23 protein-coding genes are annotated in these 19,294 nt (G+C 55.8%); 15 read left to right on the forward strand and 8 right to left on the reverse strand.

The window, feature by feature from the left end; all coding sequences use genetic code 11:
• Positions 1–951 (forward strand): SDR family oxidoreductase, encoded by a 951-nt coding sequence (locus AB1644_12875; protein ID MEW6051939.1) that lies wholly within the window; start codon positions 1–3, stop codon positions 949–951.
• Between the two features lie 607 nt (positions 952–1,558).
• On the opposite strand, the gene AB1644_12880 is transcribed toward AB1644_12875, so the two are convergent.
• From AB1644_12880 to AB1644_12895, 4 genes are all read right to left on the reverse strand, one after another.
• Complete coding sequence (locus AB1644_12880) at positions 1,559–1,765, reverse strand: zinc ribbon domain-containing protein (GenBank protein ID MEW6051940.1); 207 nt, start codon at positions 1,763–1,765, stop codon at positions 1,559–1,561.
• Positions 1,766–1,851: 86 nt separating this feature from the next.
• On the reverse strand, positions 1,852–1,992 hold the full coding sequence (locus tag AB1644_12885; protein MEW6051941.1) for a hypothetical protein: 141 nt from the start codon (positions 1,990–1,992) through the stop codon (positions 1,852–1,854).
• A gap of 42 nt (positions 1,993–2,034) precedes the next feature.
• Positions 2,035–2,424, reverse strand: coding sequence for a DUF302 domain-containing protein (locus AB1644_12890; GenBank protein ID MEW6051942.1), 390 nt, complete (start codon positions 2,422–2,424; stop codon positions 2,035–2,037).
• Positions 2,425–2,478: 54 nt separating this feature from the next.
• Positions 2,479–2,898: an OsmC family protein gene (locus AB1644_12895; protein ID MEW6051943.1), complete on the reverse strand. Its 420-nt coding sequence runs from the start codon at positions 2,896–2,898 to the stop codon at positions 2,479–2,481.
• Positions 2,899–3,052: 154 nt separating this feature from the next.
• Here AB1644_12895 and AB1644_12900 point away from each other — a divergent pair, with 154 nt between their 5' ends.
• Together AB1644_12900 and AB1644_12905 are read left to right on the forward strand one after the other, a co-directional pair.
• Positions 3,053–3,190 carry a hypothetical protein gene (locus AB1644_12900; protein ID MEW6051944.1) on the forward strand — a complete coding sequence of 46 codons (138 nt, stop codon included), beginning with the start codon at positions 3,053–3,055 and terminating at the stop codon, positions 3,188–3,190.
• A 2-nt stretch (positions 3,191–3,192) separates the two neighbouring features.
• Entirely contained in the window at positions 3,193–3,360 is a 168-nt protein-coding gene (locus AB1644_12905; protein ID MEW6051945.1) for a YciI family protein, read from the forward strand.
• A gap of 98 nt (positions 3,361–3,458) precedes the next feature.
• Here the strand turns inward: AB1644_12905 and AB1644_12910 are convergent, their stop codons facing one another.
• Entirely contained in the window at positions 3,459–5,327 is a 1,869-nt protein-coding gene (locus AB1644_12910) for a hypothetical protein (protein MEW6051946.1), read from the reverse strand.
• A gap of 550 nt (positions 5,328–5,877) precedes the next feature.
• Between AB1644_12910 and AB1644_12915 the strand changes: the two genes are divergently transcribed.
• The 9 genes from AB1644_12915 (at position 5,878) to AB1644_12955 (ending at position 14,154) form a co-directional block, all read left to right on the forward strand.
• Positions 5,878–6,525, forward strand: a complete 648-nt coding sequence (locus AB1644_12915; protein ID MEW6051947.1) for a TetR/AcrR family transcriptional regulator — start codon at positions 5,878–5,880, stop codon at positions 6,523–6,525.
• Positions 6,522–7,829, forward strand: a complete 1,308-nt coding sequence (locus AB1644_12920) for a TolC family protein (GenBank protein MEW6051948.1) — start codon at positions 6,522–6,524, stop codon at positions 7,827–7,829. Before AB1644_12915 ends, AB1644_12920 begins: the two co-directional genes overlap by 4 nt.
• Position 7,830: 1 nt before the next feature.
• Positions 7,831–8,715, forward strand: coding sequence for an efflux RND transporter periplasmic adaptor subunit (locus AB1644_12925; GenBank protein MEW6051949.1), 885 nt, complete (start codon positions 7,831–7,833; stop codon positions 8,713–8,715).
• On the forward strand, positions 8,715–9,629 hold the full coding sequence (locus tag AB1644_12930) for an ABC transporter ATP-binding protein (protein MEW6051950.1): 915 nt from the start codon (positions 8,715–8,717) through the stop codon (positions 9,627–9,629). The genes AB1644_12925 and AB1644_12930 overlap by 1 nt, the downstream gene beginning before the upstream one ends.
• Positions 9,626–10,369, forward strand: coding sequence for an ABC transporter ATP-binding protein (locus tag AB1644_12935; GenBank protein MEW6051951.1), 744 nt, complete (start codon positions 9,626–9,628; stop codon positions 10,367–10,369). Before AB1644_12930 ends, AB1644_12935 begins: the two co-directional genes overlap by 4 nt.
• Positions 10,362–11,468: an ABC transporter permease gene (locus tag AB1644_12940; protein MEW6051952.1), complete on the forward strand. Its 1,107-nt coding sequence runs from the start codon at positions 10,362–10,364 to the stop codon at positions 11,466–11,468. Before AB1644_12935 ends, AB1644_12940 begins: the two co-directional genes overlap by 8 nt.
• A gap of 1 nt (position 11,469) precedes the next feature.
• Positions 11,470–12,582: an ABC transporter permease gene (locus AB1644_12945; GenBank protein MEW6051953.1), complete on the forward strand. Its 1,113-nt coding sequence runs from the start codon at positions 11,470–11,472 to the stop codon at positions 12,580–12,582.
• Between the two features lie 11 nt (positions 12,583–12,593).
• The gene (locus AB1644_12950) at positions 12,594–13,493 is read left to right on the forward strand and encodes a TIGR01777 family oxidoreductase (protein MEW6051954.1); all 900 of its coding nucleotides are present in this window, start codon (positions 12,594–12,596) and stop codon (positions 13,491–13,493) included.
• A 220-nt stretch (positions 13,494–13,713) separates the two neighbouring features.
• Entirely contained in the window at positions 13,714–14,154 is a 441-nt protein-coding gene (locus tag AB1644_12955; GenBank protein ID MEW6051955.1) for a CoA-binding protein, read from the forward strand.
• 623 nt (positions 14,155–14,777) lie between these two features.
• Here AB1644_12955 and ispG read toward each other — a convergent pair.
• On the reverse strand, positions 14,778–15,866 hold the full coding sequence (ispG, locus tag AB1644_12960) for a flavodoxin-dependent (E)-4-hydroxy-3-methylbut-2-enyl-diphosphate synthase (protein ID MEW6051956.1): 1,089 nt from the start codon (positions 15,864–15,866) through the stop codon (positions 14,778–14,780).
• A gap of 79 nt (positions 15,867–15,945) precedes the next feature.
• On the opposite strand from ispG, the gene AB1644_12965 reads away from it, so the two are divergent.
• Positions 15,946–16,377 (forward strand): hypothetical protein, encoded by a 432-nt coding sequence (locus tag AB1644_12965; GenBank protein ID MEW6051957.1) that lies wholly within the window; start codon positions 15,946–15,948, stop codon positions 16,375–16,377.
• A 12-nt stretch (positions 16,378–16,389) separates the two neighbouring features.
• Here AB1644_12965 and AB1644_12970 read toward each other — a convergent pair whose 3' ends face one another.
• The gene (locus AB1644_12970) at positions 16,390–16,770 is read right to left on the reverse strand and encodes a YraN family protein (GenBank protein ID MEW6051958.1); all 381 of its coding nucleotides are present in this window, start codon (positions 16,768–16,770) and stop codon (positions 16,390–16,392) included.
• Complete coding sequence (locus tag AB1644_12975; GenBank protein MEW6051959.1) at positions 16,757–17,434, reverse strand: ribonuclease HII; 678 nt, start codon at positions 17,432–17,434, stop codon at positions 16,757–16,759. Before AB1644_12975 ends, AB1644_12970 begins: the two co-directional genes overlap by 14 nt.
• Before the next feature lie 106 nt (positions 17,435–17,540).
• Between AB1644_12975 and AB1644_12980 the strand changes: the two genes are divergently transcribed.
• Positions 17,541–18,146, forward strand: coding sequence for an RsmD family RNA methyltransferase (locus tag AB1644_12980; protein MEW6051960.1), 606 nt, complete (start codon positions 17,541–17,543; stop codon positions 18,144–18,146).
• Positions 18,147–18,227: 81 nt separating this feature from the next.
• Entirely contained in the window at positions 18,228–19,058 is an 831-nt protein-coding gene (locus AB1644_12985) for a purine-nucleoside phosphorylase (protein MEW6051961.1), read from the forward strand.
• Positions 19,059–19,294 lie beyond the last annotated feature (236 nt).

Below are 19,294 nucleotides of genomic sequence, written 5' to 3' on the forward strand. Positions count from 1 at the left end.
ATGAAATATCTCATTACGGGCGGGGCAGGGTTTATCGGCTCCAATATCGCCAGGAAACTGCTCGAGGACGGCCACCGGGTTCGGGTGCTGGACAACTTCTCGTCCGGCAAAGAAGATAACCTGGCCGAGATCATCAACGATATCGAACTGGTCGAAGGTGACATCCGGGATTTCTGGACCGTTCTTCGGGCAGTAGCCGGCATCGACTATGTTCTTCACCAGGCGGCATTACCGTCGGTCCCTCGGTCGGTGGCCAATCCGCTGACCTCGAACGCCGTCAATATCGATGGCACCCTGAATGTACTCGAGGCTTCACGTAACGCCGGCGTCAAGAAGTTCGTGATGGCGTCGTCATCGTCGATCTACGGTGAGTCCGAGGAACTGCCCAAACACGAAAAGATGGTCCCCAGTCCGTTGTCGCCGTATGCCATCACCAAACTCACGAACGAATATTACTTGAAAGTGTACTGGGAGCTGTATCGGTTCCCAACCGTCTCGCTGCGCTATTTCAACATCTTTGGCCCGCGTCAGGACCCCAAAAGCGAATACGCGCCGGTGATTCCCCGGTTCATCTCGTTCCTGTTGGACAAGAAATCGCCGACGGTGTTCGGCGACGGTGAGCAGTCGCGCGATTTTACCTTTATCGACAACTGCGTGCAGGCGAATATCCTCGCTGCTACGAACGAGCACTTGGTCGGGGATTCATTCAATGTTGCCTGCGGCGGGCAGTTCACACTGAACCAGCTGCTTGATCAGCTCAGACAAATCATCGGAGTGACGACCAAAGCCAATTACGATCCGCCGAGAGCGGGAGATATCAAGCACTCATTTGCGTCGATCGATAAGCTGCGGCGGTTCGGCTACAATCCGACCGTTAGTTTTGAAGAAGGGCTGAAGCGGACGGTTACGTTCTTTGCCGACAAAGCAGGCAAGAAAGTGCCTGTGAAGTGAGGCGACATCGGCCTGTGCCGTCAGGCGTCCCCGCCTGACGGCTTCGGATTCTACGAGGTGTCGAGCGGGGACGCCCGACACCTCGTACAACAGTGCCTGGGTGGCGCACGGCTTGCTGTGCGAGAGTATTGTCGTTGAACTGAAAGTCAAATTTCATGGTGCTGAAGTCCCACAGTAAGCTGTGGGGCACCCATTCTGTTCACTCCCTCATCCGCCCTTCGGCCACCTTCTCCCCAAAGGGGAGAAGGATTCAGGATATAGCGATTCCTCTATTCGTTCCGGCAGTTCTTGCGCGACCGAGACGCTCTCTGCTCTCACTGTTATAGGTGACGCTTGGTTGTCGAGGGAGCGTGTGAACTGCCGGTCCTTGCCAACTTCTGGCATGTCGGTCAGGTCACACGGGCCGGTGTGGCAATCTGGCGTGAGTCTTTGTTTGTTCAGGAACCGCAGTGTTCGATAGTGAGCACAATGATACATCGGCCCGCAAGACCTGACCGAACGGCGAAAAATTCCTCTCCCTCTGGGAGAGGATGTCACGAAGTGACAGGTGAGGGGATGCCGCTCTTCCGTTTCAAACTGTCTCGACCGAGACCAAATCTCACGATGCTCAACTAAACCCGCTTCCGCAGTCGCCTGAGCCGCACGACGGCGCCGCCGTACCCGATCCGGAGCTTATCGAGGAAGCAAACATTGAGAGCAGCTTGCGTGCGTCGCTCGACTGACAGACAGGGCAGGAGACTGTCTCGTCCTCATGGCGAACCAGTTCCTCGAACTTCCGGCCGCATTCATTACACGCATATTCGTACATCGGCATAGTTCATTCTCCTAATCGGACATCGACATGATCGCCCCGATCATGACCCCGGCGCTTGTAGTCAACCAGGGGCTGCACATGATCTGTCACGTCGACCCCATCGCCATATAGACCATCGAAAACCCAAACCCGGCGACACCGCCAGTGATGGCGAAGAGGGCGATCCGTCTCAGTTTGTTGTGCGTACTCTTCTTCTGCATTCCCGTCCGTTCTATATCCTTAGCCATAACAGACTCATCCGAAGGATCGTTCCCACCGACAGGCGCGCTCTAAACCGCTGCCTTCATTACTTTGATAAGGGTCGCCTCAACCTCGGCCGCCAGAGACTCAAGCCCCGCCTTGGGCATCATCTGGCCGATCATGGTCGGGCGCCCCAGACTCACCACGGTTTTGGTCCCCTCCGTGTACACAGTGATTCGGCATGGCATGAACAGCGCGACATCCATCTCCTTTTTGAGCGCCTCGTGGGCGAACTTGGAGTTGCAGACCTCCACGATTTTGAGCGGGTCCCGCTGGAACCCTTTCTCCGCCAGTGTCGCCTGGACATCGTGGATATGCAGAATCCGAAAATTATGTTCCGGCACCAACTTCTCGATGGCCGCCAACACGGAGTCCATCGTTTTATCAGTCTTCAGCGTGTAGGCAAATGTCTCATTCATACGTATCGCTACCTTTCTTCCTATTAGACTCGAGCTCCAACGAAACGATTCGGACTATTCCAGAATCACTTCAACTGCCGTAGTGACCTTCGTTTCGCACTTGACGGTCTGGCTTACCGAGCAGTACTTCTCCATCGACAGTTCCACCGCCTGAGTGACTTTCTGCGAATCGAGGTTCTTCCCTCGCGCCCGGTACTTGATCTCAACCGTATGATACGGTTTGGGATATGTATCCGGCTGGTGACCGACCACTTCGATCTCAAGAGCGGTGAGTTCTTGGCGTTGTTTCTGCAGGATCCCCACCACATCGACTCCCGTGCATCCGGCTATGGCATACAACAGCAGCTCGGTCGGCTTGTAGCCGGACTCCTGCCCGCCGGATTCCTTCGCTGTGTCCGTCACGATAGTGTGACCGAACACAGATTTCCCCTCAAACCGTTTGCCACCGGTCCAGCTCATCCTGGCTGTTACCATCTATGCTCCGTTCCTGAAACGTCGTTGTGCCTTCCACACTTAGATACAAACTACTTCAAAAACGATTCAAGGCAAGCGACGGTTGTTGACCATGTCTGATGGTTTCCCTAATTTGGAGCGATCAACTATCTGTACGACCTGCTGAGGAGACCGCATGCCGACCGACCAGCATTATATCGAGATCATCCAACCAAATCGGGCCTCGTTTGTTCAGGATGCCACGCCGGCCGAAGCTGATCTGGTTGAGGAGCATTTTGAATATCTGAAAGGACTCATGCCGCAGGAAAACTGATCATGGCGGGAAGGACCGATGACGCCGAGTTCGGTATGGTGATTCTAAGAGCAACTTCGCTGGAAGAAGCCCGAGCCATGGCATCGGCTGACCCGGCCGTCCGAGCAGGAGTCTTCCTGCTCAAAGAAGTGAAGTTCTTTCGCGTGGCACTCTGGAACGCAACTGCCTGAAGCGGACTTCGCCATTTCGATGTAGCACCAAAATGAAACCGGTGTCGGTCACTGAAATCCGACACCGGTTGTGTTATCGTATGGATGAGACCATCAGCCTATTGGCATGGCGCCAACTGGATCGTCCCGCCTTGATTGAAAATAAGATAACTCACCAGGAGAGTGAGATCCTGGATATCGACTGTGCCGTTCGCTGAACCATCAACGTTCGCCTCATCCAGGCAGACCCCTCCACTGCCCCCAGGACCGAACAAGTACGAAATCAGTGCCTGAAGGTCTCCAATGTCTACGACGTCGTTGGGGGAGCCGTCGATATTTCCTGTCTTTCCCACGCACCCTAAGCAGAGCGGCGCCTGCCAGGCGCCATACCGGGTCCAGGTCTTGCCTCCATAGGTGACATTCATTTCCTGCCCGGCGCTGGGACGAGAGAAGTCGCCCCCCGCGGCATTCGTGAAACCGGGGTTCACGGTATTGAAACTACTGTGAGCGTCGTGCGCCGCGCGACCAGCCCACGCACCTGAAGTTCGGTTCCTCCACGCAGTCCAGCCCTGCTGCAGGGCATCGAAGACGAACGTGTTCTCGCAGTTCCAGTACAGGTTGCTGTCGATCACGAAATTAGTGTCGTTGTCGCTGAAGTAGTGAAACTGCGGGTCACCGGAGGCGTCGTTGTCATAGAAAATGTTGTATTTGCAGAAGTTTGGCAGGCTGTCAAAATCCCCCTGGTAGGCTCCGGTAACAACACCACCCGCCGACGGAAAACCGTAAATAGTATTGTTGCACACGAAATGATGTCCGGGATATCGATCCGTGTATCGTTCGAACCAGATTGCCTTCCGACAATTGATGAAGACATTACCGTAACAACTGTCGTACTGATTGTTGCCGAGGTTCTGGTAGCCGGCATGCAGCGCGTTCGCAACCGTGCTGAATCTCAGAACATTCCCCTTGGAATGTCCGCCGGCCCCTCGATTCTTCCAGTCGACTGCCCCGCCGAGTGCATCGGCATAGCAGCTTTCGACCGTGAAGTGACTGTAGCCATACGTAGTAATAAGGTTGCAGCGTTCGGCACCATTGGGGAATGGCTCACTTATCAGGCCGCCATAACAGGATCGAATACGGCAGTACTTGCCATCGAACGCATACGTGCAATCGAGACTCCCCCCACAATCCGAAATTGAGGAACCATCCTGTGTCCCCACGATGCCGGCATTTGAGTACAGATTGGTGCCAATGCGCGTGATTCGACAATGATCGATAAAGACCGAATCCACTTTGGCATAGGCCAGATGCACCCCCGCATAGAAGCTCCAGCGTATGTCAAAACCGAAGAAGGTGACATAATTGGAATTACTTCGTCCGGTGAACTCGATCGTCGACCGTCGCGACGCATAGATAGTGTGGTTGGTTGGGTTCACTCCGTCGGTGCACCACACATAGATCCGATTGGTCAGCAGATCGTGGCAATAGCTTCCGGGCCCCACAATGCTCATGTCGGCAGGCGTCGTGCACGCCCGCAACATCGTCGTGTCCTGGCCGCCGATACTCGACTGTTGACCCGAAAACGCTTCCCACTCCGGCAAGTTTGCCGTCGTGTAGTAAATTCCCCCTGAGAAATTGGTCCAGGTGGTTCCACGAGGGAACACGGTGGCTGCCGACAGCGTGCATGCTTTGGCGGCCATCAGGCCTGGATCGCTGATCGCGTTACTCCGACCGTCCCCGCACACGTAGCAGGTACGATCCCGGCTGTTCAGATTAGCCGGTGGTGTAATGACCCCGTTGTAGGTGCCAGGTCCGAAAAAAACTGTATCCCCACCCTGCAAACGGGAATTGACCCAACTGATCCCGTTGCCGGCATTGGCCCACGTTGACCCTGCGCGTGTGCCTGCGCCATTAGGGGTTACATAATACGTGGCGCCGTAAGTACTGGCGCCAAGCAGACCCGCGACCATGAGAAGAATGCGCTTCATCCCTTGCTCCTTTAGAGATAGGTGATTCTCTCACGGCAGTAATACTGCAGTAACTAAGTTAGACCAGTGAGGTAGGTCGCATCGAGTATAGGAATCCTTTTCCCATCATGCAACAGCAAAATGGTTCAGATTCCGTCAGAATTACGAGGCTCATTATTGGTACACCAGGGCCGTGGTTTGGACCAAATGAACCCAGCGCGTGTATAATTCCTTAGAGAAGTCTCTTTGGTGATCGGTTGATCCTTCTCTATTTGGGTTCATCACAGCCCGTGGGATGTAAGTCAGTGTCCCACGGGCTGTCTTTTTCAGATTCGAGGGGACAGACTTGCGGATGCCTTTATGAGGTACACGCAATGTCGGATCTCGACTAAATCCCTCACGACTGGAGCCCCACCCCAAAGCAGATCAGCTGGCACCGAAACCTAAGTCATGTCATAACCTATTGATGTTCAATCTATTAAGTGGACTAACAGAGAAATTGTGTTTCGAAGTTGACAAATATGGAACTTAATGGCACGATTAGCCGTTTAGTTTAACAGAACAGTTAGTTATGAACGACGAATCAAAGACAAACGTGCCTCCCGGTGAGTCGGCTGAAACCGGCACGATGGAGCGAATCCTCTTAGCCGCCCGGACAGAGTTCGCACAGCACGGCTTGGCCGGCGCCAGAGTAGATCGCATTGCCGAATCAGCCCATGTGAATAAGGCGATGCTCTATTACCATTTTCATTCTAAAGATGATCTCTATCTCGGAGTAATCCGAGATTACTTCAGCCATGTCGCCGAGCGACTCCGCCAACAGACTGATCCCCAACCAGACGTCGAACAATTTCTCCTGGCGGTTGCGGAAAGCCACCGCCATCTGGTTACCACCATGCCTGATTTTCTGCCCATCTTCTTACGTGAGTTGGCTGAACCTCGCGAGGAAGTGCTCGAGTGTATTGTCCAGGCAATCGTTGGTTCACGTGTCCCCTCGATGGGTCGGGAGCGTTTTCGCTCGGAGATGGAGAGCGGCAAGATTCGTCCGCTGGACATGCGACAGGCCATCATCTCGTTCATAGCCATGAGCCTCGGATACTATCTCATGTCGCCGGTAGCTGACCGGATTTGGAGCATAACTGATCGCGAGCGCTTTCTTGCCGAGCGGCCGCGCGCGATCGTTGACATATTCCTCAACGGAGTGAGACCACGTCGATGAGAACATATCTTCTGTTGTTTGGAGCCGTGATGTTGCTGGCGACTGCTACCGCCGGGCGGGACCTGAACTTGAGTCAGGCGCTGTCATTGGCCCGGGAGCATTCCTACAGCCTCAAGAATGCCGACGCTGTCCACAAAGCGGCGCTGTCGTCGCTTTCCGCCGCGAGAGCTGAACGGTTCCCCACGCTTTCCGCCAGCGCCATGGCCAATTATGTGGATTATGTCGCTCGGTTCGATATCTCCCTGCCCCCTCCGTCGCCGAGCATATCGCGCGAGGTGGGCACACACGAAACATATCAGACCGATCTTCGTCTGAACCTCCCACTCTTCACCGGGGGCCGTATCAGCGGCAACATCTCCCTTGCAGTGGCGACCGCCGAACTAGACGAAGCGCTGGTAAGCGCCGGGGAGGACCAGCTGGCCTACATGACGCGGCTGGAGTATTTCACGCTCAATCGAGCCGATGCCGTGGTCGAGGTGGCTAAAGCGTCGTTCACGCGGGCCGAGACGATAGCGAAAGACGTCAACTCCCTGTACCAGGCGGGCGCGGCCGATTCGGTGGCGCTGCTTGAGGCCGACCTGGCTGTTACCCGCGCCACGTTCGCCCTCCAGCAGGCCGAGATCGCGCGCCGGTCATCGGAGTTACGACTGCTGACATATCTTGGCCTCGATGCCACCGAACAACTGAGCCTCACCGACTCTTTGCCGACCCCCCAGGACAGCGTTGGCGATGCGACAGTGAGTTCGAATAAACCTGAATTGATTGTCGCCGACGCTACGGTCAGGGCCGGGCAATCGCGGCTGCGCTTGTCGCGCACCGACTATTTCCCCACCATAACCGCGTTCGGCGGTTATTCGTACGGCAAACCGAATCTGGACCGGTTCAACAATACCTGGAATGACTACTTCACCGTGGGGGCAACGCTGAGCTGGTCTTTCAACTTGGGTCGCAAGACTGCCGCGAATTCGCGGGCGGCCAACTTCGGTCTTGAAGCGGCCCGCATGAACCGCGAGCAGGTAGCGGAGAATCTTGACAAAGAGGCGAGCCTGGCGCGCGAGCAGGTGAAACTGGCCTATCGGCGCTACCAGAGCGCGCGCGAGGAGTTCCGCATCGCCTCGGACAACTATCGCCTGGCCAGCGCGCAGCATCGCGACGGCACCCTGTCTTCCAACCGCCTGGTGACCATTGAATCAGACCTGACCGCGGCAGAGTCGTCGCTAAGTACCGCAAAGATAGACTACCAGATCGCACTGAGTGCATTCTACTACACCACCGGTTCGGAGAATCTGAGGAAAGGGAATTGAGATGAGATACATGGTTTTGCTTCTGGCCGAACTGGCCTCGGTGTTGGCGCTCGGCTGCGGCGGCGACAAAAACACGCCGAGTGGCTCGGGGTTTATCGAGGCAACCGATGCGGTCGTGTCGGCGGAAGTGGCCGGACGGGTAACCGCGCTCCTGGTCGATGAAGGGGATGACGTTCATGCCGGAGACACCCTTGTCAGAATAGACTCCAGCCGCCTGGAACTTCAGCTTGCCTCCACGCAGGCCACACGCGAGGCGACGGTTGCGAATCTCCAGGCTGCCCGCCTTCAAGTGGACAAGTCCCGCGAGCAGGAGAAATATACCCGCAATGAGCGGGACCGCGTAAGCCGCCTGCTAGCCTCCGGGTCCTCCACACAAAAGCAGCTGGATCAATTGGAGTATGAGTTCACCCAGGCGACCATCGCACGAAAAGCGGCCGAAGCCAACGTCGTGGTCATCGAATCACAGATCGCCAAGTCTGATGCCGACATCGACCAGCTCAAGCGACAGCTTTTGGACTGCTATCCGACCGCTCCACTCTCTGGCACGGTGGTGGAGAAGTATATCGAGGACGGCGAACTACTCAACCCAGGCAAAGCGATCGTCAAGATCGCCAGACTGGACACGGTCTGGGTGAAAGTGTACCTGAACGCCACTGATTTCGCAAGCGTCAAGATCGGCGACAAAGCCACAGTCAGCACCGAATCCGGCGGTACGTCGTACGACGGCACCGTGATCTGGACCTCCGCAGAAGCGGAGTTCACCCCCAAGAATGTGCAGACCGAGAAGTCCCGGTCCGACCTGGTGTACGCAGTCAAAGTGCGGATGGCCAATACCGATGGCCGCCTCAAGATCGGCATGCCGGTTTTCGTGACTATGGTGCGCTGATGAGTTACCTCAGTGTCGACAAACTCTCGCGGTCGTACGGCAAGATACAGGCGGTGCGGGAGTTCTCGCTCGAAGTGCAGCGGGGCCAGATCATGGCGCTGGTCGGTCCCGACGGCGCCGGCAAGACCACGCTCATTCGCGTGCTGTGCCACCTGCTCGATCCTGACAGCGGGACGGTCACACTCGAGGGGCGCGACCTGCTGGCTAATTTCGAGTCGTTCAAATCACACCTGGGGTATATGCCGCAGACATTCTCGCTGTATCTCGACTTGAGCGTGGAAGAGAACCTGAGTTTTTACGCCGGAATCTATGGTGTTGTCGGCGAGGCATATCGGAAGAAACGCGATTACCTGTACACGTTTTCCAATCTGGCGCCGTTCGCCGACCGTCGCGCTGGCCAATTGTCCGGTGGCATGAAGCAGAAACTGGCGCTTTCATGTGCGCTGGTGCATGACCCGGAGATTCTGATACTTGACGAGCCCACGACTGGTGTCGATCCCTTGTCACGGAGGCAATTCTGGGAAATCCTCCTCGAGCTCAAGCGCCAGGGTGCGACCATTATCGTTTCGACTCCCTACATGGATGAAGTGGCGCGGGCCGATCGCGCCATCTTTATGTTCGACGGCCGCAAGCTGTCTGAGGGGACACCCTCCGAACTGGCGGCGCAGTTCTCCGGACTCATCTATTTCCTCGATGCCATCCCGACCACCGGGCTCGTTGCCAAGCTCAACAGCATTGAGGGTCTGTCGGCGCGGCGTTTCGGCGCGGGGTTGCACCTGTACATCGGCAAGGAGGACAGGATCGAGCGGTTCGGAAATCCGTTAGCCCTTGCGGGCATCGATGTCGTTCAACTGAAGCCGATAACACCCGGTCTGGAGGACAGGTTCATCCAACTGATGGAGTCGCACGGATGAGCAGACCCATTGTCGAGATAGAGAATCTGACCCGACGATTCGGGTCCTTCACGGCGGTGGACAACATTTCGCTGACCGTAGAGGACGGCGAGATATTCGGTTTTCTCGGCGCCAACGGCGCCGGCAAGACCACGGCCATCCGGATGCTATGCGGCCTGTTGCTGCCGACATCTGGCACCGGTCGCGTGGCCGGGTACGACATTCTGAAGGAGTCGGAGGACATCAAGAGGACTATCGGCTACATGTCTCAGAAATTCTCGCTTTACCCGGACCTTACCGGCCGCGAGAATCTGAGTTTCTATGGAAGCGCCTACGATCTGGATAATGGGACGATGAAACGGCGAATCGCCGAGCTGACCGAGACCCTCGAGCTGTCGGAGTTCATCAATCGTGTCACCAGGTCACTCCCGGTGGGGTGGCGACAGCGCCTGGCGCTCGCCGCGGCGATCCTGCACCGGCCGAAAGTGCTGTTCCTCGATGAGCCGACCGGCGGTGTGGACCCGGTGTTCCGCCGCAAATTCTGGGGTATCCTTTACGAGCTTGCCGAGCAGGGGGTCACGATCTTTGTCACCACCCATTATATGGACGAGGCGGAATACTGCGGGCGGGTGTCCATCATGCACGCAGGAAAGATCATCGAGATCGGCAAACCGTTCGAGCTGGCCGCCCGCCACGGTGCGCACAACCTGGAGGATCTGTTCATAGACCTGATCAGCCCGAGAGGAGCGGTCCGTGCGTAAGATCAAGTTCATCGCCCAAAAAGAGCTGTATCATATCCTCCGGGATTTCCGCTCACTCATCATCATTTTCGTCATGCCGGTGATGATGACGTTCCTGTACGGGTACGCGATCAACATGGATATCGAGCATATCCCGCTTACCATTGTCGATCGTGACCATACGCCCGAATCGCGCGCGCTTGTCGAGCGGTTTTATCGTTCGAACTATTTCTACAGGCCCTCGCACGAGATACATCTGGATGACCCGGAGGAGATGCTTCGGGCTACGCGCGCCGCCGGCATACTGGTTATCCGCCCCGGGTTTGCCCGGGCTCTCGAAACGCACGAGGAGTACACGATCGGGCTGATCATCGATGGCTCCGAGACCTCGCAGGCCGCAGCCGTCCAGGCGTATGCGAACGCCCTGGTCAATCAGTATCTTCGCGACCGGCTCCCGCCGGGGAGTACCATGCCGGGAGTAACCATTTCGCAGCAGGTGCTCTACAACCCCGATCTGCAGTCATCGCACTTCTTCGTGCCGGGGATAGTGGCGATCATCCTGCTCATGATCTCGGCGCTCTTGACCTCGATCACCATCGCCCGAGAGAAAGAGATGGGAACGATGGAGCAGTTGCTGACCGCGCCGGTGAGTCCCACTCAGATACTGGTTGGAAAGCTGATCCCGTACATCATCATTGCGTTTCTCGACGGTCTGCTGGTGCTGGCGTTTGCCAAACTGCTGTTCGGTGTGCCGTTCGTAGGTTCGTTTGTCCTGTTGCTGGCGTTCGAGTTGATTTACGTAACGACGGCGCTGTCCATCGGCATCCTTATTTCGACGCTCGTTCCGACCCAGCAGCTGGCCATGCAGTTCGCGCTGCTGGCTACCATGCTGCCGACAATTATGTTGTCCGGATTCATCTTTGCCGTGAAGAACTTCCCGATCCCGCTGCAGATACTGAGCCGGATAGTCCCGGCCACCTACTTCCTGAAGATGATTCGCGGGATCATGCTCAAGGGGTCAGGTTTCACTGTGCTCGCCCCTCAGGCCGGATTCCTGCTCTTGTTGATGGTGCTGTTTCTGGTGTTGGCCGTAAAGCGATTCAAAACGAGGATCGGTTGATATGTGGCGGCCGTTTCTTGGCGTAATGAAGAAGGAGTTCATCCAGGGACTCCGTGACCGTAATAATCTCCGCATGCTCTTTGTCATGCCGGTGGTCCAGCTCATAGTCATGGGCTATGCGGTCAATACCGATGTCAAACAGCTTTGGCTCGACGTTTACGACTCCAACCAGACAGCGTACTCCCGCCAGTTGGTAGAATCACTGCGCAGTGCCGGCTACTTCATTCCGTCCGATCGACAGATCGATGCCGACCGAGTGCCGCTGTGGCAACTGGAAGAACGGTTTCGCGAAGGAAAGGCGGAGATGGCGCTGGTGATCCCGCGCGATTTCTCCGAAAAACTGCAGACCGGTCAACCGGTGACCGTGGGTTGGATCTCCGACGGAACCGATGCCAACGCGGCCCGGATCGGCGCCGGGTATGCCGGTCAGATCGTCCGAACGTTTTCCGGTGATATCACCGGGCTGAAGCCGAATATCGAGGTGGGGGGGCGATATCTGTACAATCCCGAAGCGGAGTCCGTCAATTTCATGGTGCCCGGCATCGCGGCTACGCTGCTGACCATGCTGACCCTGATGATGACCGCGATGGCGATCGTGCGGGAGCGGGAGATGGGGACACTGGAGCAGGTTCTGGTTACGCCGATGAGCACCATTACCCTCATGCTGGGGAAGATCACCGCGCTCGCGATCATTTCCATGGTGGTGATGGGAATGACACTGAATCTGGGGGTGCTGTGGTTCAAGGTGCCGTTTGTTGGCTCGGCCCTCCTTCTGGTAGCACTCTCGCTGCTTTACCTGCTGACCACGCTCGGACTGGGGATGTTTGTATCTACCGTCACACAGACACAGCAACAGGCGATGTTCCTGGCCTGGTTCTTCTCCATATTCACAATGTTGACCTCCGGGTACTTCACGCCCATCGCCAACATGCCGGACTGGATGCAGGGGGTGACATTGGTCAACCCGATGCGGTACTACATCGAAATCGTTCGCGGCATCATGATGAAAGGGGCTACCGCTGTTGACCTCATCTCCGATATCATTCCGCTGGCGATATTCGGTGTGGTGATATTCGGGTTTTCGGCGTTGCGTTTCCATAAACGAACAGCGTAACATACTGTCATATGCGTACCCTGATTTCCGGCTCCGGTGGGCTGATCGGGATGGCCCTCATGGCTTCGCTCAAGCAGCGGGGCTATGAGATCGTCCGGTTGGTGCGGCGCGCCTCCGCCGAGGGGGACATTCTCTGGAGCCCCGAGCAGAATCTTCTCAGACTCAAACCGGAGGATCACTTTGATATCGTCGTGCATCTGGCGGGCGAAAACATCGGCGCCGGGCGATGGACAGCCGGCCGGAAGGAGCGAATTCTCCAAAGCCGTGTCAAAGGCACGCAACTCCTGGCCGAATCTCTGACACGACTGGAGCGGACACCCGCCGTGTTCATCAGTGCGTCGGCGGTGGGCTATTATGGACATCGCGGCGATGACATCATGCGCGAAGAGAACGGACCCGGAAGCGGTTTCTTATCGGAAGTCTGTAAAGCATGGGAAACTGCCGCTGACCCTGTAAAGAAACATGGCATCCGAACAGTCTGCCTTCGATTTGGTATGGTACTGTCTCCCCATGGTGGTGCGCTCGCTCGCATGCTCCTGCCATTCAAACTGGGGCTGGGGGGGAAGTTCGGCGATGGGTGTCAGTACATGAGCTGGATCGCGATCGACGATCTGGTCGCGGTGATCCATCACGTTATTTATGACGCATCAGTATCCGGTCCGGTCAACGTTGTTTCACCAAATCCAGTCACGAATGCAGAGTTCACCAAGACGCTTGCGTCTGTGCTGCACCGACCAGCGATTTTCAATGTCCCTGCCCGGGCACTCCGCCTGATTCTCGGAGAAATGGCGAACGCGCTTCTGCTGGACAGCACCCGCGTCGAGCCGGCGAAACTGCTGGCGACCGGATTTGAGTTCAAGTACTCCGATCTGCGTCCGGCGCTGGAGTATTTGTTGCTCCAAACACCATAGCGTCCGAAACGCCATCCCATCGGTGTATCCCAGCCAACGGCTGGGGTCCCAGTTACACCGTTTCCCCGCACGGTTAATTGCCGCAGTGACGGAAAGGGAAATAGCACTTGCAAGGTCGGCGAACGGTTCGAGGTTCTATAGACGAAACTGCGAACCCACCTGAGGCAGGTGGGGTACACCGCGTGTTGCGCCTGTCGCCTCTTCTATCTATATTGTCCTCATGAACGACGTCATACAAACGTTTGTCGCCTCGAAGAAAATTGCCGTCGTCGGCGCCTCCCCAAACAAGCGAAGTTTCGCCAACGCCGCTTATTGCGAGTTAAAGCAAAAGGGATATGAGGTAACTCCGGTTAACCCCAACCATTCTGAGGTAGATGGGGACCGGTGTGCGAGTCGTCTGAACGAGTTGCCACCGGGCGTCGAGTCAGCCCTATTCGTCCTGACGCCTACCCAGGCTGAGTCGGAGGTCATTGACGCCGCCGCCACCGGCATCAAACGAATCTGGTTTCAGCAAGGGGGAAAATACGATGCAGCAATACGAAAAGCTCACGAGCTTGGTATCGAAACCGTCAGCGGAAAATGCATCCTGATGTACGCCGCCCCCGTGAAAGGCGTACATGCGTTTCATAGGTGGCTGTCCAAACTGTTCGGCAGATACTGAACTGCCCAGTTCCCAACTTGTGTACATTTCGATAACCCCCATTGTGGTCACGAATTTATGTCACATTCTAATGGCGATGTTTTCTCATGTGTCATCAATGACACATGAGTCATAGGGCCTTACATTCTTGACTCTTATTTCATAAATACAACGGCATGTTCAATTTCCCTGTTCAAGTATCACATTGCGTTACTGCGAATTATGGGAATTTAATGTCTGGTATAATCGCGTCTTCCGATCAATGTGGTTAAGTAGTGACGTAAGAATGCTGATTGGTACCGATATTTAGTAGTAGGAGCCAATAAACAAAGTGGACACGGATTTTGGTCCATCGTAAGGAGGTGTGGCCGTGCAATTGGAACGCCTGATCCAAGACCTTCTGGACCCTATGGCCATCCCTTGGGTAATCCTCGGTTTGATCTTAGGATATTTCCTTCGGGACTACAGAAGGATCAAAGAAGAAATAGACGAACTGAAACGAAAACGTAAGGACCGAAAGTAGAGCGGTGGATTGGTCGTTCTGTATTTACGGTGAGGCCGACTCACGACACCAGCTATGTGCCGTATGCACACCGTGATTAGAGCACTTGACCCAAGTTAGGGCCTTCAAGTGTCCATAGTTCCTACCTCGGAATACTCTCCCCCGTCATCGCTTCGATCTCGTCAAGCAGCGACTTCTCGAGTTCGGATTCATCCATCCGCTTGACAATTTCCCCCTTCTTGATGAGAATCCCCTTGCCGGCGCCGCCTGCAATCCCCACATCGGCCGCGGCAGCTTCACCAGGGCCGTTCACCGCACATCCCATCACTGCGACTTTCAATGGCGCTTTGATATGACGAGTCTTGGCTGAGATCGACTCCGCCAGCGGTATCATATCAATCTGGCACCGCCCGCAGGTGGGACAGGCGATTACCTCCACCCCTTCGTTCTTGAGTGCACATGCCTGAAGAATCTGTCTCGCCACGCGCGGCTCATGGATCGGGTCCGCCGCTAATGACACGCGGATTGTGTCGCCGATACCAGTCATCAGAATCGCCCCAATCCCCACCGATGACTTGATCGTGCCTGTCTCCAAAATCCCTGATTCAGTAATGCCGACATGCAGCGGATAGTCACATTTTTGTGCGAGCATGTGATACGCCCAGAACGCCGTCTGCGTGTTAGTCGACTTGACCGAGATCACGATATCCGTGAAACTCATGTCTTCCAGGATCGCCGCCTCGCGCAGTGCCGCTTCCACGAACGCGCGCGGATCATCGTGGCCGTACTGCTCCAGGAGGTCTTTCGGCAAAGATCCGGAGTTGACGCCGATACGGATCGGTACACCGGCGTCCTTGGCCGCTTTGGTAACTTCGCGCACTTTCCACTCAGCCCCGATATTGCCCGGATTTATCCGAATCTTGTCGAAACCGGCTTCAATAGCATCCAGCGCCAGTTTGTACTGGAAATGAATGTCCGCCACGATAGGTTTTGTGACCTGCTTCCGTATTGCTTTAAGGCAGTCACCCGCCTGGTGATTGAGCACCGAGATGCGAACGATATCGCAGCCGGCATCGAACAATTGATTGATCTGTGCCACCGTCGCTGCCACATCGCGCGTGTCGGCGGTGGTCATGGATTGAATGGCGATCGGGAACCCGCCGCCAATCAGCACGTCGCCGATTTTCACCGCGCGGCTTTTCCGCCGCTGGACAGGGTAGTTTAGTTCCATCGTTTAGGGATTGACTTCGTCGTTCCGGGCCATAAGTTAGAACTTCTACGGCAATCGGCAACGGAAAGTTGGCAGAATCTTGATCTGGCTGAAGCGTCTCGCACCGCTGGTGGTCATTGCGGCTATCTGGTTCGGCTATAAGCAGTTCCAAAGCGGCAAGCAGGCGCGGCTCGAAACCGCCATGCGCCAAAAAGCGACCATTGTAGCCCATCTTTGGTACGCCTCGGCTCGGTATCGCGCCAACCCGGCCCGATATGAAACATTCCGCGACTCCCTGCTTGACGCCAATAATCTCTCTAAAGAGGACCTGTTCGCATTCACTCAGCAATTTCAGAACGATCCGGAGGCAAACGTTGTGATGATGAATCTGGTGAGCGCCGCGGTTGATTCACTCTATCCGCACGAGGATACGCTGTGGCGTGCGTCGTCCAGGGAAGCCATCAAGAAACCGGCACTGGATACTCTGTTGAACGACTCGGCCAGACTTAAATCTGTTGACACCGCTCGTTGAGAATCACTTTTCCTATTCTACCTCGAACGCGTTCGGGAAATGCTCCAGTTTGTCCCCCTCGAAGGTGATGACATCGAATCGAAGATCACACCCCTCGATTTGCTTCTCGACAATATATTGGCTCGCGGCAGCAATCAACTTTTTCATCTTGGCCCTGGTCACCCATTCCGCCGGGTGCCCAAACCCACCACCGCGCGATGATTTTACCTCTATAAAGGTGACGATGTCACCCTGGCGGGCGATCAGGTCGATCTCCTTATGACCGGCTTGCCAGTTTCGTTCGAGAATCTCGTATCCTTGCTGAATATAAAAATCGGCGGCGCGGGATTCGTAGTTTCGTCCCCGGCCGACATTGCCATGCGGGCGAACAACCTTGCGCTTAGAAGAGGGCATACCCTTTCAGATACCGGGCAACCGGCTTGAAACTCTTTCGGTGGATATCGCACGGACCGTACTCGTCGAGTTCTTTCAAATGAAGTGGTGTCGGGTACCCCTTGTGAGTGGAAAAAGAAAACGAGGGATACAGCTCCTGATAATGATCCATAATCCGGTCGCGCGTAACCTTGGCAATTATCGAGGCGGCCGCAATGGCTTTGCACCGGCCATCACCACCCACAACGGCCAGTTGCGGCTGCGGCAGGTTCGGAATCGGGAACGTGCCATCCACCAGAATGAACTCGGGCGATTGTTTCAACTCCGCCACTGCCTTGCGCATGGCCATGAGCGACGCGCGGAGAATATTCACTTTATCTATCGTCTCGTGATCCATAATGCCGATCGCACAAGGTAAATCACGACCGACAATCTCCTCGAACAACTCGTCCCGCTGCGAGGGCGTCAGCTTTTTGGAGTCATCCAGCCCCTCGATCTCACATCCCTTTGGAAGTATCACTGCCGCCGCTACCACAGGCCCTGCCAACGGGCCGCGCCCAACCTCATCTACACCGCAAATCGCACCACACCCTTTCTGATAGAGCGATTGCTCAATATCAGACAGGTCCGGAAACTTCCACTCGGGCTGTCGTATCAACTCCACGCGAACACCTCGATTCTTCATACCGCCCGGCGCTTTCCGAATCAACTACAATCTGCCCAATCAGAGTATCGACCAACAAAAGGGCTTTTGTTAGGGGAGACAGTGGGCTATTCTCCGGTTCGACATTATGCGTAAGCACGAGAAACGCAAGAAGGGGCAAGCCTTGCCCCGCCAGTTCGAATTCACGGTTATCACCGGCACCTTGAAGGGACGAACGATCGTGTCGCCGGATCTCGGCGTCACCCGCCCGCCCCTTAGTCGCCTTCGCAAGGCGATATTCGATTTCCTCATGCCGTATCTCGAAGACGCCCACTATCTCGACCTGTACAGCGGCACCGGTTCGTATCTGTTCGAGGCGGTTTCGCGCGGTGTTGGCTCAGCGACTGGTATTGAAATCGAGCAGGCGCTGGTGCAGTCCATCAACGATCAGGCAAGCAGATTCGGGGTTGATGCTCGTCTCGTCTGTTTGTGCGAGGATGTATTTGTCGCCATCCCGCGGCTAACGGCTCAAGGGAAACAGTATGACATCATCATGATAGCCCCCCCGCAGTACCAAGGGTTGATTGACAAGACCTTAAACGCGTTGAGACAATCGCCTCTTCTGTCCCCAAATGGCATCATTCTCTGCCAACACGACAAAAGCGAGACCGACAAAATCGATTTCTCTGCCTGGTCGATTCTCCAACAGCGCGCCTATGGGAACACGGTGTTTACGGTGCTTGCGGCCCGATAGCACCTATTGTGCCCCCCCGTCGTTTTTCATTATATTCCGGCATCAAATGGGAATGTAATTCTGCACATATCGGAGATACCTATGGACACAGTCGAGCAATTCCACGCCAAACTCAACGAAGCTGTCACCTATATCCGCACCCAAACCCAGATGAAGCCGAAAATCGGGATCATCCTCGGTACCGGGCTGGGGTCGCTGGTCGATGGTATCCAGATGACCGGCACCGTATCGTACGACAAAATCCCGCATTTCCCGGTCTCAACTGTCGAGTCGCACGCCGGACGGCTCCTGTTCGGCAAACTGCGCGGCAAGGACGTTGTCTGCATGCAGGGGCGATTTCACTATTATGAGGGGTACAGCTTTCAGCAGATCGCTTTCCCTGTCCGCGTGATGAAAGCGCTCGGGACGGAAACGCTGATAGTCTCCAACGCCGCCGGCGGCCTGAACCCGAATTTCAAGCCGGGGGATATCATGCTCATCAAGGATCATATCAATTTCTTCCCCGGTAATCCGCTGATCGGCCCCAACGACAACAACTGGGGGGACCGGTTCCCGGACATGTACGAGACCTATACGTTCGCGCTTCAGGCGCTGGCCAGGGAAGTTGCGCTCGAACAGAAACTCCGGCTACAGGAGGGAGTCTATCTTGGTCTTACCGGCCCTTGCCTTGAGACCGCGGCGGAGTATCGCTTTTTCCGGACAATCGGCGCCGATGCGGTGGGGATGTCGACAGTCCCGGAGGTGCTCACCGCGCATCACCAGCGCAACCGTGTACTTGGCTTCTCCATTATCACCGATATGGGCCTTGCCGACAACATGCACCCCTGTTCGCTCGACGATGTCATCGGCACCGCCGGCCGCACGGAACCGAAACTCCGGGACTTGATTGCAGGGTGCGTAGAGATGATGTAGGCCGTAACTCCATTAGGTGAGTCATTGTGAGGAGACCTCGCCATAGGCGAGGTCGACGTGACAATCTGCCGCTTGCGGTGAAATGAAAACTCGCGAGTAGTCCTGAATCGCTAGTGTAGTGTTTCATAATTGTATTGACATTTGATTTGAACTTTGATATTTTGGCCGGCGATGAATATCGCCGAGCCAATCGCGCTGTCTTCTGAGGAGCAACGGGTGATCGATGCCTGGGTGCG

The sequence above is a fragment of the Candidatus Zixiibacteriota bacterium genome (assembly GCA_040753875.1).
GTDB lineage: Bacteria > Zixibacteria > MSB-5A5 > GN15 > FEB-12 > DATKJY01.